Genomic DNA, 12,571 nt, shown 5'->3' on the forward strand with positions numbered 1-12,571 from the left:
CTTTCTCTTTAACCGAAGGAAGGGTATGAGCATGGCTTTTGGAATAAAACGCAAGGATCTTGAAGAGTGGAAACGAAAAATAGATGCCGGGGAGATTGCCTTTTTAACCCACTACTGGCTGGATGAAAGGTTTCCTGACTGTTTTACCGTCACGAAGGCTGGATGCAGTGATATAGATAAACTGGCAGCCTGGGGTGAGCAATATGAGTTAAAGAAAGAATGGATTCATATCCGAAAGGAAGGCTATCCTCATTTTGACCTGCTTGGTGACCGGCAGCGCCGCATTTTGGAAGCAGAGGGAATAAATGAGCCGCTTCTTGATAAAAAAAGATTTTAGGGAAAACCTCTTTCCCTAAAATCTTCAGCCTGTGCAGCAGACTTTTTTAGAGTCTGCTGCACAGGTTTTTTTTATACCCTTTAAAAGAGTTTTGAATGAATAAAAGCAGCTGCTGAATGGAGATTGAACCAGCGGCTTCAATGCTTTGTCTTTCTTTCATTTCCAAAGAAGGAAAGGAATGGTATTTCTGTCCGAATCAGAAATAGCTGGCCGGATGGCTGTGACCTGAATCATAGGAAGGAATCTCCAGAAATATCAAGGGAAAGAAGATAATGGATGAAGGAAAATGGTTTTTTTAATATTTATTTTTCCTTTAAACCTAGTAATGAAAATGTAATATTCCTATAAAAATGTTGGGAGAACCCAGCAGATAAAGCTTTTTGCCTTAAGGCAGGCAGTAAAATTCTGCAATAATGCTAGATTAAGTATGAAATGGTTACTATTGCCTCGTTTTTGTTTACACAGTGAAGGTATATACAGACTAAAGCCAAGAGCTGAAGTAAAAGAAAACTCCCCCACATTTAACAAATAATAGAGAGGAGACAAAAACATGAGTGTTCAAAAAAGTACAGACAGTTCAAGCCTCGCAGAAGTCATTGATAGAATTCTGGATAAAGGTATTGTAATTGATGCATTTGTTAGAGTATCGCTTGTTGGAATTGAGATCCTGACAGTGGAAGCACGTGTTGTCATTGCCTCTGTAGATACATGGCTCCGGTATGCAGAAGCTGTTGGTCTGCTTAGGGATGAAGTACAGGAGGAAGGTCTCAGCAATAGAGGACAAGCATCAAACGCTCAATTAAGCTTTTAAACCAGGCTCTTTTATATAAGATCTATGCATTCTATTAGTTCTTAAAGAGATTAAATTTTAAAACAAGTGGAGTCTAGCTAAAGGCGCTAGACTCCCGCACAGGCGGGGAGCCCGCAGCGGTAATCCACTTCCTTTTTCAAAAGCTGCAGTGTATGTGAAGACAGCTTTAATTAAAGGCCAATGCCCATAGATAAATTTTATCAGGAAAGGATGGATTGAGGAAATGAAGAACGAAGAAATGAAGAATCAAAACGATATAAATGAAAGCACAAATGAGAACCAGGAGTCTAAAGCCGCAGGAACAGGGCAAAACACAGAGGCACAAGAAACAGAGAATAAGCAAGGTGAACAGAAAAAAGAAGGATCAAATTTTTCTATGAATTTTGCACTTATCGGTGGTGTGGTTGGAGCAGGAATCGGGCTGCTGGCCAATCCTAAAACAAGCAAGAAAGTAATCAAAAGCTTGGGAGAATCTGAATTCATGAAGATTGCAGGAGATGAATTTAGAAAAACAGCCCAGGAGCTTTTGGCCGACCAGGCACAGAACAGTGTAAAACAACTGGCATCCGGCTATTTAAGCAAAATTGAAGACAACCTTCTTTCTCCCAAGAAACAGAAGGATGGCGGCAATTCCAGCCAGGACAGCAAAAAGTACGAAGAAATAAAAGAAGAAAACAAACATCTGAATGACCGCTTAGAAAGAATAGAAAAAATGCTCAGTGACCTTGCTGGCTCTAAATAATAGGAAGTCCTTTTTTCATGTACCCGAAAGGGGGATTTTAAGTGGACAAATTTAAGAAGACTGCGGCAAAGGCAGCGAAGAAAGTCATTGAACATGCCCCTGAACCTGTAAAGGACAAAGCCAAGGACTTCATCATCGAAAAGGCAAAAGAGAAAGTTGTCGGAAATATCCAGGATAAAGCTCATGAGTTCACCGCCAATATGACAGAAGCGCGGGACAAGTTCGCGGATAAACTTCATGATAAAGCCGGTGAAGCTGAAGAAAAGACTCAGGGCGCACTGCTTACTGTCCGGGATAAACTCGGAAAAGTAAAAGAGGCAGGAGAGAACTTCCAGGATAAGATATCCGGGACCAGGAAAGATGACAAGCAAGTCAAGGGTATAAAGCATATTAAAGGCATCAGCAATCTTAAATCATCCAAAGATATCAAAGGTGCAACTAATATTAAAAGCTATGAAAACATCAAAAAGGATAGTTAATCTATCCTCGATGAGAGGAGAATGCAATTATGGCAGTTCAGAAAAGTACCGACAGTTCAAGTCTTGCTGAAGTAATCGACAGGATTCTTGATAAAGGAATAGTAATTGATGCATTTGTAAGGGTTTCGGTAGTGGGTATCGAAATATTGACAGTGGAAGCACGGGTTGTTATTGCTAGCGTAGATACCTGGCTCCGATATGCTGAAGCAGTCGGCCTGCTCAGGGATGAAGTGGAGCAGGAGGGACTACCGGCTCAGTCAAATGAAAGAAGTGCAGCCCGGTTTAGTATCTAGAAGCAAAATGCAAAGCCAGGGTTTAACCCTGGCCTGCATTCATTAGCAGGAGGCCAATATGGAGATCAAAAAAATAATTGGAAATGTTATGGAGTTCTTTAATGAATTCGTGGCTCCGGTCCATAAAATTACATCTGTGGAAGCAGACGATAACAATGGCTGGAAGCTGACAGTCGAAGTCATTGAAGAAAAAGAGTATATGAAAAAATATGCGAAGGATGAAATGCTTGGTGTTTATGATGTTCATCTGAACCAGGATAAAGAAGTCATCTCCTATAAAAGACGGGATATCCGTTATAGAAGCTCTATTAAATATGAGGCCTAGGACTTGAATCGGGAGGAAAAAGTGTGACTGTTTTAAAAAAGGTAGTTAACAGGGATTCTAATGCTATTTCCAAGGATGAGCAGACAGAAGAATTGCTTTCCCGCTCCCTGCTTTATTTAAAGGCTGGCTATCCGGTACATTTTACGGGTCCTTCTGGAGCAGGAAAGACTTCACTGGCTCTTGCCTTAGCCAAAAAAAGAAAAAGGCAGGTCATGCTGATACACGGAAACCATGAACTGAACAACAAAGACTTAATAGGCGATTTTACCGGATATACAAGCAAGAAAGTTGTGGATAACTATATTCGTTCTGTTTACAAAAAAGATGAAAGTGTATCGGAAACATGGAGGGACGGGCGCCTGCTGGAGGCTGTGAAAAATGGATATACACTCATCTATGATGAATTCACGCGTTCTCAGCCAACGACAAATAATATCTTCTTATCCATATTAGAAGAAGGAATTCTTCCTCTGTACGGTACCAAGATGACAGAACCTTTCGTGCGGGTACATCCCGAGTTCTCTGTCATTTTCACCAGCAACCCTGAAGAGTATGCAGGTGTATATCAGACTCAGGATGCTCTGTTGGATAGACTTATCACAATCTATATCAATCATAAAGACCAGGACCGTGAGGCAGCTATCGTAGCAGACCGGGTTGATATCCCCGAGAATCAGGTCAAAGCGATCACTGCACTGGTTGCCGATCTTCGAAGCAATTGTAAAGGAGACAACGGGCCGAGCCTGCGGGCATCACTGATGATTGCCAGATTGGCAGCAGAAGGAGAAGTAGAGGTAGACGGCAATAACATAAGCTTTCAGCGATTATGCATCGATGTGCTGGGCCACCAGGTAAGCAGATGTCTTGAGGCAGTTGAGCCGCTGAAAAAAGCAGAAGAGCTAATCTTGGAGGCATGTAAAAACGTTAAGGTCAAAGAGAAGTAAAAGGAGAGTTTTGCAATGAGTCAAGAAGAGTCTATGGGCATTTATATATTCTGTGGAATACAGACAGACAAGGATGAGGAATTTGGAGAAATCGAATTAGATGGGGAAAAAAAGGAGCTATTTACCATCAGGTACCAGGATTCAGCCATGGTAGCCGCAGAGTTTCCCATGAAAATTTATCATCCGAATAAGAACAATCTGATGATGCACCAAAATGCTGTTTCAAGTGTTATGAAAAGGAACGACACAGTTATTCCGGTAAGCTTCGGCAATATCTTCAAATCGAAGGCAGATGTGAGCGTGCTGCTTGAAAATTTATATCCACAATTTAAAAAACTTTTCCCAGAAATAAAAGGCAAGGTTGAGCTTGGTCTCAAAGTAATCGGCAAGAAGGAATGGCTTGAATCACTTGTGGCCCAGGACTCCAAAATAGATAAGATGGCCAAGGCAGTCCAGGGTAAATCCGAAGCAGCCAGTTATTATGAACGTATTGAAATAGGAGGGGCAGCGCAGAAACTGATCACTTCTTTACAGCAAGACTTGAAGCGGGAAGTTTTTAATCCGTTATCTGAAATAGCTGAAGCGTCAAAAGCGAATGATCCAATCAGCGAGAAAATGCTCTTGAATTCTGCTTTCCTGGTAGACAAAAACAAGGAATCTGAGTTTGATAATAAAATAAATGAGCTATACGAGAAGTGGAAGGATAAGGCTGAATTCAATTACAGCGGGCCATGGCCAGCCTATAATTTCATAAATATCCGGCTCAAGGTAGAGGATGATTAATGATTCATAAACTGGTATCGGCTCCTATAAACCTTGTCATAAAGATTGGACAAAAGGTAAAAGAAGAAGCAGATAAAGAGCTGTATGACCTTCCTACCATCCAGCAGAAGCTGATTCAGCTCCAGATGATGTTTGAGCTTGAAGAAATACCTGAAGAGGCTTATCTCGCCAAAGAGGAAGAGCTTCTCTTGCGCTATGAAGTCGCCAAACGTTTAGAAATGGAACAATGGGAAGAGATGACCAAGAAGAAAGGACAATTTTGATGGACCGTCTCATTTATTTATACGGACTCGTTCCGGCAGGTGGGATAGAGCAGCAGCCGCTCCCAGCATTAAAAGGGTTTGATGGAAAAGAAGAAATATATACCATCGAGATAGGCAGTATTGCAGCAGTTGTATCAAGCCTTGATCCGTTAGAGAACTCAGAAGATATTATCAAGGACAAAACGAATAATGATATGGAATGGCTGCAGGAGAAAGCATTTCACCATCATGAAACAGTATTAAAGCTGTCAAACGAATATACCATCATTCCCTTGAAGTTCTGCACACTTTATAAGAACCAGGGAAGCCTGGTGCAGGCTGTACAGACCAATGAAACTAAACTGGTGGACACTCTGGAACTGCTTACCGGGAATGAAGAGTGGAATTTCAAAATCTACTGCGATGACAAGCTGTTAAAGGAAGAAATAAGTAAAAATAATGTATCGATAGAAACCAAAAGGGAAGAAATTAATCAGCTGCCAAAGGGAAAACAATTTTTCGAAAAGAAAAAGCTTGATAAGCTGATCGATGCTGAACTGGAGGAAGAAAAAAATAAAATCAGCGAAAAGATTCATGAACATCTCCAGACATTCACTCTTAAAGGGCACATCAAAAGAACCTGGAACAAGGACGTGACGGGCCGGAAAGAGAATATGACCTGGAATAGCGTCTATCTTATTCCGGTATCCGGGGTAGAGGAATTCCTGCAGCAAATTCAGGAGTATGAAAAGGACATGAAGGAAAAAGGATGGCGCTTTGAAGCGTCAGGACCGTGGCCGGCCTACCATTTTTCCAGTTTTTATTAAAGCGCCTTTCGTACAATAAAGTGAGGAATAAATGATATGTCTTCTATAAGAGAAACAATAGAGAACAAGGATATCGGCTTAATTGATATTTTGGATGTCATTCTGGATAAAGGTGTCGCCTTAAAAGCAGATTTAGTTATTTCCATTGCGGGTGTCGATCTTGTGTATTTAGATCTGAGACTATTGATTGCTTCCGTCGAATCACTGGTCCAAGCCCAGAATGGGACCCGCCAACCGATATCATCCGAACAATTCGATAGACAGAGGGAGGAGTTGATCGATGCAACCGGCCAGCCAGGCAAGTGGTAAAATCAATCTCGATCCGGGCAATGCAGAACATGGACTGGCGCAGCTTGTTTTAACGGTTATAGAGCTGCTCAGACAGATCGTTGAAAGGCACGCGATCAGACGGGTCGAGGGCGGGACCCTGACAGATGAACAAATTGAGGACTTGGGGGAAGCCCTGATGAACCTGGAAGAAAAAATGGAAGAATTAAAAGAAATCTTTGGTCTTGATGCAGAAGACCTAAACATTGATCTGGGTCCATTGGGAAGTTTGCTATAACAAAAAGGTAGAAGGTGGAATCCAAAATGGCAATTGAACATAATGTACAATCCAGCTCAATTGTGGATGTCCTGGAAAAGATACTCGATAAAGGCGTAGTTATCGCAGGTGACATTACAGTAGGAATTGCTGACGTTGAGTTATTGACTATAAAAATACGCCTTATTGTCGCATCTGTAGATAAGGCTAAGGAAATAGGCATGGATTGGTGGGAAACAGATCCATACCTGTCTTCCAAGGCAGCCGACAGCAGCAATAATGAACTTATACAAGAAAACAAAAGGCTTCAGGAAAGGCTGGAGGCACTGGAAAAAAAGATGGCTTCTAACCGATTAAAATCACCAGAAATTAATTACTGATGGGAGTTTTGATTTTGGAACAGACCAATAAGGAAAATCAAGAAACGAGAACGAACGAAAAGAAAGATGAAGGAAATGCACTAAAACGGACTCTTGCCGGAGGAGTGATCGGAGCAGCTGTCGGCTATTTAGCTACTCCAGAGAACGCCAAAAAGCTAATGGAATTCAAGAGTGGAGAAAAACTTAAAAGTTCAGGTGCCGGTCTAGGCAAATCAGTAAAGGAAAAGTCAAAAAAAGCTGCAGCATCCGTAAAGAAATCCACCGCCAGCCTGTTTAACAAAAAAGAAAATGTTTCTATAGACGGCTATTCTAACGAGCAGGAAGACGGTTCTGAAAACGAAACAAGACTCCATTCCGGTATGGAGGAACCCAGCAATCCAGGTTGTGAACAATCATCCAAGAAAGAAAATGATACGACCAATGAAAAGACTAATGAAAAGACCAGCGATAATATAAATGACCGCCTGGACCGCCTGGAAAAGATGCTCGCACAGCTTTCTGAAGGCTGATAGATTCATTGATTTATTGATGGGCTAAAACAATATAAATGATGCAGTATATCTACTATTTGGAGGGATTTTTAACATGGCAGAAGAAACAAAAAATAACCAGACCGAAGAATTGAAGAATGACGAAAATCAGACAGAAGAAACCAAGAATAATCAAAATCAGACAGATGAATCAAAAAATGATAAGCAGAATGAAGATAATGAAGTTACAAAAAAGCAGGGCTCAAATAACAGCCAGCTGATTCGTTCGCTGGCAGGCGGCTTGATTGGTGCTGCAATCGGCTATGCGGCCTCTCCGGAAACCGGGAAAAAGCTAAAAGAAGTGTTTGATGGGGAAAAGCTTTCCAGCAAAGGATCTGATATAGGACAGGCTGTGAAGGAAACATCGAAAAAAGGCTTTGAATCAGTGAAAAACTCTGCATCTAAACTGTTCCATAAAGGCAGTGGGGAATCCAGGAAAGAAGAAGCAGAAGACGGAGCTGCTAAGGGGCAGTCAAATGATTCACAAAGTGCATCCAATGAGTCAAGTAAGGAAGATGTAAATAAGCGGCTTGATTCGCTGGAAGAATTGCTTTCCAGGCTCCTTCAAGAGAAATCAGGGCAAAAAAATAATAAATCTTCAAATGAACAGCCTTCAAATACTTCAGATCAAGAAAGAATTGGACAAGAAGACAAAGAGGAGAATTCTGATCCTCAGGGTAATAATGAGCAGGATACAGAGGACCAAGGGTCTGGATCATACCTGAAATCCTCACTTGGGGACAGCAAATCCGAATCTCAGGACAGCGGTGAGACTTCGCAATCCAAGCCAGAAGGTTCCGAGGGATCAGAGTCTCAGCCAGAAGGAAACAAGGAAGTCAATTTACAAGCCAAAGAAGATCAGTCAGCATCTGGCGAAAACGAGGGAAGTGAAGAATCACAGCCCCAGCAAGAGGAGAATAATCAAAAAACTGAAGCATCAAAGCCTGAAGGACAAAATCACGGTTTAAATCAGGAAGAAACTTCAGAGGGCGATACTGAAAGGGATAAAAATCAATCTGAATCAAAAAGCCCAGAAAACCGGGAAAGTTCTGAAACAGAATCTTCCGAGCAGCAAAACGACAGCAGCAGGGAATCTGGAAGCAATCAAGACGGACAGTCAGACAGCACCGATAATTCCCAGCAGTCAGGAAATCAAGAGTACGAGTCACTAAAAGAAGAAAATAAAAATCTTCAGGACCGTTTAGGCAAGATAGAGGGACTTCTTTCCGCCATGCTGGAAAAAAAGGGCCGGGGGCAGGAAGAAACATCTGATACGGACGAAGAAAAGGAAGATTCTCAGGAAACTCAAAAAAAAAATTTAACAGCTGAGGAAGATAAGTCAGAAGATCAAAATAACGAAGGATCAGACAGTGATGGTGGTTCAGAGGAAGAGAAACAAAGCGGATCATCAAACGATTTAGCAGACACTGAACAAACAGAAGATAATGAACAAACAGATGACAGAGATCAATTAGGTAATAGAGATCTATCTGAAGACAAAGAGCAAACAGATGGCAGCGAAAATCAAAACCAGACTGCATTGACAGACTTCGGAAGTGATAAAGAACAGCAAGACAGCGAACAAAATACAAATACTGAACAAGGCCAGGATGAAAACTCATCCAATGAAAAAAATGAAGATGAAGACAATGAAGACAATAAGCAAGGCAGCCAGCATAATATCAGCTCAAGTGAATCAGAGGGCAGTGAAACAGAAGATTCAGGTGTAAGAACTGAAATCTCTGGAGACAGCGGTCAGAACAGTCAGGCCGACAGCGGGAATCAGGACTCAGAAGATAGTGAAGAAACATCAGAAAACACCGATAGCTCTAAGAACCAAGACGAAGATAAAGAGCAGGGAAATGGTACTGACAGTGAAAAAACTGAAAGTGACGTAAAAAACAAAGATCAAAATCAAGATTCAAGTGAAGAGAGATCAGATGACTCAGAAGATAAGAAGGAGAGTAAAGAGCAAGAAGATGGTACTGAAAGTGAATCAACAGAAAGTGATGTGAAAAACGAGGACCAAAATAAAGAATCCAGTGATCTAAACCCTGATGAATCTGAAGAAACAGATGAAAATAAAAAGCAAGAAAACGGCACAGACAATCAAAATGCCGCTGGAGATTCTTCAAAAGACTCTAACAACGGCGGAGAGTCCGTTTCCAATCAAGATAAGAATGATCAGGATGAAACTAATAAAGCTGATCAGGACGAAGATGAGAATGAGCCGGATGATTCCGAGGATGAGAATCAAGGTAATTCGGATGAAGCAAGTAAAAATCAAGAAAAAAAAAACTCAAAAAAAAATAACAATGTAAAAAATGAAAATAAGTCCAGTAAGAAAAAAAGTAAAGCTGGTAAGAGCAAAAGTATCCCATATAATGTGGAATCGACACCCAAACTCGCGGACATGAATGAAAATGACTATTCCGCAGTCTCTGCAGATGAAGAAACTTATCTGCTTCTAAATAAGCTGCGAAAGGAGACTTGACGATGAGCAGTACAAAGGACAATATTCTGGAATTTTTAGTCCAGGCTGCAAATAAGCATGATTTTGAACTGGATATTACCTTAAATGTTAAAGGCGCAGTAATTACAGGTACAATGATTTCAGCAAAGGAGTATTTCAGTTCGCTGAGTGAAACGTTTGAAGATGGAAATGACATCGCCCAGGCGATCAGCGAGCAGATGGCACAGGCCGGTGAATCATCCCAAAAGGAAAATTCCGAGGCGAACTTCATCCATATGAAGGAAGCAAAAGTTTACTGTGGCGACAGCAAACCTACTCCTTCTAAAGGGAAAATACTCTGGCGTGGTAAATTAGCTGAAATCGATGGATTCTTTTTAGGGAAAATTTATGATAGCAGTGAAAAAGATTCATAGTATTCATAACAGCAAATAAAAGCAATTGTCAGTGGGGGAGCTGGCAATTGCTTTTTTTCAGTATGGTGCCCATCAGCAAGTCTTCTTTATCGGGACTGTCTGCAATTAAAGGCTGTTTTCGTAAAGTTCCTCTATAAATAAATTATAAACGTCAGTAAATTTTTCTGCTTCTTCTAAGAATGGGTAATGATTACTTTTCTCAAAGATCTCAAACTTGGAATGGGGTATTCCTTCTTTCATTTCAATAGAGTATATTACCGGGCACTGAACATCTTTTCTTCCGCAAATGATTAAAGTAGGGGTGAATATATTTTCCAGTTTTTTTGTTACATCAAAAATCTGCAATTCCCGGTTAAAGAAATTCATGCGAATTGCAGATAACCCTTTACTAATGTTTCGCTTAAAAAGCTCATCAAATTTTTCAGGGTTGAATAAAGATAGTTTCGTTCTTTCAGCTTTTAGCTCTTGTCTTTTTTCTGGTGTAATATCTGAACGTTTTAAGGTCTCGTTTAGTTCTTGCATTCTGTTAAATTTAGAGTGGCCAGGATTATAAATACAGTCTTTTGAGAACGTCATATATTCTCTTGCGGCAGCTCCGACAATCACATTAAATTTTAGAGATTTTGAAAAGTATATTCAGTAGATAATACCTAACATACCTCCAGTTGAATGCCCGGCAAATCCCCATTTTTCTAAGCCTAATTCTTCTCGAATAGCTTCTATGTCAAATATTGTTTCTAAAAAACTTAATTGATAAGGCTCTGCGGCTTTCTCTGAATTGCCTGCTTCTCTTAAGTTTATTAAATATACTTTGTTTGTTTTTGTAAATGTCTCTGCAAAATAATCCCCTGTCTGATTAAACTCTGAATAATGATGGGTAACACATAGTGGTTCTCCTTCGCCCTTTATAAATATTTCGAATACACCACGTTGTGTTTTTAGCAGATTCCTGACCCAATTCCCCATTTAATCTTCCTTTCTAAAAAAGCAAAGCTATATTGCTTACATAATTTAAATATACTCTTGTACTGACTGCCTACCAACTTTTTTTCTTCCACTTTAAAAACCATGCAGCAAATAACTTGGTGAGTTCTTTTCCTGTCCCACAGGGAATAGGCCATCTTCCGACTCCCATTACATCTTTTATCGGGATCTCCGGGGATAGCCCTGTACGTAATTCAGAAGGAAAGGTACTAACATATAAGAGGGAGGAGGGGAGGAATAAAAAAGTTTTAAAACCCAAGAAGTATGAGTTTTACGAAATCCAAAAGCTCTTAAGCATTAATCATTTAGCAAGTGGACTCTTGCTTCGTGCACCAGACTCCTTATCCTGATCCAGTTCCAGAGTTTGGCCCTTTATTCACCATCAATCTGGTTTGGAAAGAAAGAGCGCTTCGCGCCGGGCTTCTGCTTGTATAGCAGGATATTAAACTCTTAATACCATGGATTCTTTGTTAAAATAGCTATATAAGTATCCGATGTAGCTGTGGATAACTATTATCAACAAGTATATCGGATTCCAATGTAGTTGTGGATAGGAGGAATTTATGAGAAAAACAGAGCTGGTTAAAGGAATCACAGAGATGATCATACTCACATTCCTGGATGTGAAGGATATGTATGGATACGAACTGAGCTCCAAAGTGAACAAGGCCAGTGAAGGCTATATTATGCTAAAGGAGGGGACGTTGTATCCGTTATTGAAGAAGCTCGAGGAAAAAGGATTTATAGAAAGTTACTCGGCTGTTTCGAAGGAGGGGCCGCAGCGGAAATATTATAAGTTATCCACAGAGGGAAAAGCGGAGCTCAACAGACAAAAAAAAGAGTGGAGCATTTTTCAGAGCGAACTGATAAAACTGCTGTTTTACACAGAATAGATTTTTAAAAACAGCAAATCAACTATGCATGAAACTGTATAATTGTTATGCGGTGTTTGTAGTATTCCGGCAAAAAAACGCAAGAATTAATAATTCAAAAGCGGAACCTTTGCTGTTATTTCTTTCTTTGCATTAAAAAACAGGCAGCAAATTGCTGCCTGTTTTTTAATCAATTATTGTAAAGAAGTTCGGGCTCCTCAAACTTTTCGTTATAAATTACTTCCAGGTCATGATTGTCAAAATACCATAAATCACTCTCTTCAACAAAGAAAGTAATATCATTTTTCTGGACGGAAGCTCCCGGGTTGATTGGGTCATCCTTAGAGATGCCTAGGGAAAATCCACTCTGAACGGTACTGCAGCCACCATATCGGGCTAGAAAACGGACAAAGTCGCCCTTTTTCAGATCCATTTCTTCTGTGTACCATTTTAAAGCTTCTTCGCTGATTTTTATTTGCATGAAATGTGCTCCTTCCCGCATGTATATCAATATAATCAGTATAGATGAAAAGGGGTGGGAAATCGAATATCAAGCCTTATTTTAAATCAGGCTGGCATCCTTTAAACGTAC

Annotated in this window: 18 protein-coding genes and 1 pseudogene; 17 read left to right on the forward strand and 2 right to left on the reverse strand. The window is 40.4% G+C overall.

The window, feature by feature from the left end; all coding sequences use genetic code 11:
* Nucleotides 1-31 precede the first annotated feature (31 nt).
* The 16 genes from V1501_RS10445 to gvpU all read left to right on the forward strand — a co-directional run bounded on the left by V1501_RS10445 (nucleotide 32) and on the right by gvpU (nucleotide 10,123).
* Entirely contained in the window at nucleotides 32-337 is a 306-nt protein-coding gene (locus V1501_RS10445) for a hypothetical protein (RefSeq protein ID WP_409293091.1), read from the forward strand.
* A 550-nt stretch (nucleotides 338-887) separates the two neighbouring features.
* The gene (gene gvpJ / locus V1501_RS10450) at nucleotides 888-1,148 is read left to right on the forward strand and encodes a gas vesicle protein GvpJ (RefSeq protein WP_409293092.1); all 261 of its coding nucleotides are present in this window, start codon (nucleotides 888-890) and stop codon (nucleotides 1,146-1,148) included.
* 223 nt (nucleotides 1,149-1,371) lie between these two features.
* Nucleotides 1,372-1,890, forward strand: coding sequence for a GvpT/GvpP family gas vesicle accessory protein (gvpT, locus tag V1501_RS10455; RefSeq protein WP_409293094.1), 519 nt, complete (start codon nucleotides 1,372-1,374; stop codon nucleotides 1,888-1,890).
* Between the two features lie 41 nt (nucleotides 1,891-1,931).
* Nucleotides 1,932-2,369: a gas vesicle protein GvpQ gene (gene gvpQ, locus V1501_RS10460; RefSeq protein WP_409293095.1), complete on the forward strand. Its 438-nt coding sequence runs from the start codon at nucleotides 1,932-1,934 to the stop codon at nucleotides 2,367-2,369.
* Between the two features lie 29 nt (nucleotides 2,370-2,398).
* Nucleotides 2,399-2,662 carry a gas vesicle protein GvpJ gene (gene gvpJ, locus V1501_RS10465; protein ID WP_409293096.1) on the forward strand — a complete coding sequence of 88 codons (264 nt, stop codon included), beginning with the start codon at nucleotides 2,399-2,401 and terminating at the stop codon, nucleotides 2,660-2,662.
* 58 nt (nucleotides 2,663-2,720) lie between these two features.
* Complete coding sequence (gene gvpO, locus V1501_RS10470) at nucleotides 2,721-2,987, forward strand: gas vesicle protein GvpO (RefSeq protein ID WP_409293097.1); 267 nt, start codon at nucleotides 2,721-2,723, stop codon at nucleotides 2,985-2,987.
* A gap of 23 nt (nucleotides 2,988-3,010) precedes the next feature.
* A complete protein-coding gene (gene gvpN / locus V1501_RS10475) occupies nucleotides 3,011-3,931 on the forward strand; it encodes a gas vesicle protein GvpN (RefSeq protein WP_409293099.1) in 921 nt (306 codons plus the stop codon).
* 15 nt (nucleotides 3,932-3,946) lie between these two features.
* Nucleotides 3,947-4,714, forward strand: coding sequence for a GvpL/GvpF family gas vesicle protein (locus V1501_RS10480; RefSeq protein WP_409293101.1), 768 nt, complete (start codon nucleotides 3,947-3,949; stop codon nucleotides 4,712-4,714).
* Nucleotides 4,714-4,977 carry a gas vesicle protein GvpG gene (locus V1501_RS10485; protein ID WP_409293103.1) on the forward strand — a complete coding sequence of 88 codons (264 nt, stop codon included), beginning with the start codon at nucleotides 4,714-4,716 and terminating at the stop codon, nucleotides 4,975-4,977. The genes V1501_RS10480 and V1501_RS10485 overlap by 1 nt, the downstream gene beginning before the upstream one ends.
* On the forward strand, nucleotides 4,977-5,783 hold the full coding sequence (locus V1501_RS10490; protein ID WP_409293104.1) for a GvpL/GvpF family gas vesicle protein: 807 nt from the start codon (nucleotides 4,977-4,979) through the stop codon (nucleotides 5,781-5,783). The genes V1501_RS10485 and V1501_RS10490 overlap by 1 nt, the downstream gene beginning before the upstream one ends.
* Nucleotides 5,784-5,819: 36 nt before the next feature.
* Entirely contained in the window at nucleotides 5,820-6,092 is a 273-nt protein-coding gene (locus tag V1501_RS10495; protein ID WP_409293106.1) for a gas vesicle protein, read from the forward strand.
* The gene (locus V1501_RS10500) at nucleotides 6,064-6,348 is read left to right on the forward strand and encodes a gas vesicle protein K (RefSeq protein ID WP_409293107.1); all 285 of its coding nucleotides are present in this window, start codon (nucleotides 6,064-6,066) and stop codon (nucleotides 6,346-6,348) included. Before V1501_RS10495 ends, V1501_RS10500 begins: the two co-directional genes overlap by 29 nt.
* 26 nt (nucleotides 6,349-6,374) lie before the next feature.
* Nucleotides 6,375-6,707, forward strand: a complete 333-nt coding sequence (gvpJ, locus tag V1501_RS10505) for a gas vesicle protein GvpJ (RefSeq protein ID WP_409293109.1) — start codon at nucleotides 6,375-6,377, stop codon at nucleotides 6,705-6,707.
* Nucleotides 6,708-6,721: 14 nt separating this feature from the next.
* Nucleotides 6,722-7,216 (forward strand): GvpT/GvpP family gas vesicle accessory protein, encoded by a 495-nt coding sequence (gene gvpT / locus V1501_RS10510; protein WP_409293111.1) that lies wholly within the window; start codon nucleotides 6,722-6,724, stop codon nucleotides 7,214-7,216.
* Nucleotides 7,217-7,292: 76 nt separating this feature from the next.
* Nucleotides 7,293-9,731, forward strand: a complete 2,439-nt coding sequence (gvpT, locus tag V1501_RS10515; protein ID WP_409293112.1) for a GvpT/GvpP family gas vesicle accessory protein — start codon at nucleotides 7,293-7,295, stop codon at nucleotides 9,729-9,731.
* 2 nt (nucleotides 9,732-9,733) lie between these two features.
* Nucleotides 9,734-10,123, forward strand: a complete 390-nt coding sequence (gvpU, locus tag V1501_RS10520; protein WP_409293114.1) for a gas vesicle accessory protein GvpU — start codon at nucleotides 9,734-9,736, stop codon at nucleotides 10,121-10,123.
* Nucleotides 10,124-10,228: 105 nt separating this feature from the next.
* Here the strand turns inward: gvpU and V1501_RS10525 are convergent.
* Nucleotides 10,229-11,089: pseudogene (locus tag V1501_RS10525) on the reverse strand (alpha/beta fold hydrolase).
* Between the two features lie 581 nt (nucleotides 11,090-11,670).
* Here V1501_RS10525 and V1501_RS10530 point away from each other — a divergent pair.
* Nucleotides 11,671-12,000: a PadR family transcriptional regulator gene (locus V1501_RS10530; protein WP_409293116.1), complete on the forward strand. Its 330-nt coding sequence runs from the start codon at nucleotides 11,671-11,673 to the stop codon at nucleotides 11,998-12,000.
* Between the two features lie 169 nt (nucleotides 12,001-12,169).
* Here the strand turns inward: V1501_RS10530 and V1501_RS10535 are convergent, their stop codons facing one another.
* Nucleotides 12,170-12,460 carry a HesB/YadR/YfhF family protein gene (locus V1501_RS10535; RefSeq protein ID WP_409293117.1) on the reverse strand — a complete coding sequence of 97 codons (291 nt, stop codon included), beginning with the start codon at nucleotides 12,458-12,460 and terminating at the stop codon, nucleotides 12,170-12,172.
* Between the last annotated feature and the right edge of the window lie 111 nt (nucleotides 12,461-12,571).

It is taken from the genome of Paraperibacillus esterisolvens (assembly GCF_046237625.1).
Classification (GTDB): Bacteria; Bacillota; Bacilli; order Bacillales; family DSM-1321; genus Paraperibacillus; species Paraperibacillus esterisolvens.

Excerpts from the sequence above, each read along its gene's own strand:
- V1501_RS10445 (WP_409293091.1), top strand. The coding sequence starts at position 32 with ATGGCTTTTGGAATAAAACGCAAGGATCTTGAAGAGTGGAAACGAAAA.
- gvpJ (WP_409293092.1), top strand. The coding sequence starts at position 888 with ATGAGTGTTCAAAAAAGTACAGACAGTTCAAGCCTCGCAGAAGTCATT.
- gvpT (WP_409293094.1), top strand. The coding sequence starts at position 1,372 with ATGAAGAACGAAGAAATGAAGAATCAAAACGATATAAATGAAAGCACA.
- gvpJ (WP_409293096.1), top strand. The coding sequence starts at position 2,399 with ATGGCAGTTCAGAAAAGTACCGACAGTTCAAGTCTTGCTGAAGTAATC.
- gvpO (WP_409293097.1), top strand. The coding sequence starts at position 2,721 with ATGGAGATCAAAAAAATAATTGGAAATGTTATGGAGTTCTTTAATGAA.
- V1501_RS10480 (WP_409293101.1), top strand. The coding sequence starts at position 3,947 with ATGAGTCAAGAAGAGTCTATGGGCATTTATATATTCTGTGGAATACAG.
- V1501_RS10485 (WP_409293103.1), top strand. The coding sequence starts at position 4,714 with ATGATTCATAAACTGGTATCGGCTCCTATAAACCTTGTCATAAAGATT.
- V1501_RS10490 (WP_409293104.1), top strand. The coding sequence starts at position 4,977 with ATGGACCGTCTCATTTATTTATACGGACTCGTTCCGGCAGGTGGGATA.
- V1501_RS10495 (WP_409293106.1), top strand. The coding sequence starts at position 5,820 with ATGTCTTCTATAAGAGAAACAATAGAGAACAAGGATATCGGCTTAATT.
- V1501_RS10500 (WP_409293107.1), top strand. The coding sequence starts at position 6,064 with ATGCAACCGGCCAGCCAGGCAAGTGGTAAAATCAATCTCGATCCGGGC.
- gvpJ (WP_409293109.1), top strand. The coding sequence starts at position 6,375 with ATGGCAATTGAACATAATGTACAATCCAGCTCAATTGTGGATGTCCTG.
- gvpT (WP_409293112.1), top strand. The coding sequence starts at position 7,293 with ATGGCAGAAGAAACAAAAAATAACCAGACCGAAGAATTGAAGAATGAC.
- gvpU (WP_409293114.1), top strand. The coding sequence starts at position 9,734 with ATGAGCAGTACAAAGGACAATATTCTGGAATTTTTAGTCCAGGCTGCA.
- V1501_RS10530 (WP_409293116.1), top strand. The coding sequence starts at position 11,671 with ATGAGAAAAACAGAGCTGGTTAAAGGAATCACAGAGATGATCATACTC.
- V1501_RS10535 (WP_409293117.1), bottom strand. The coding sequence starts at position 12,460 with ATGCAAATAAAAATCAGCGAAGAAGCTTTAAAATGGTACACAGAAGAA.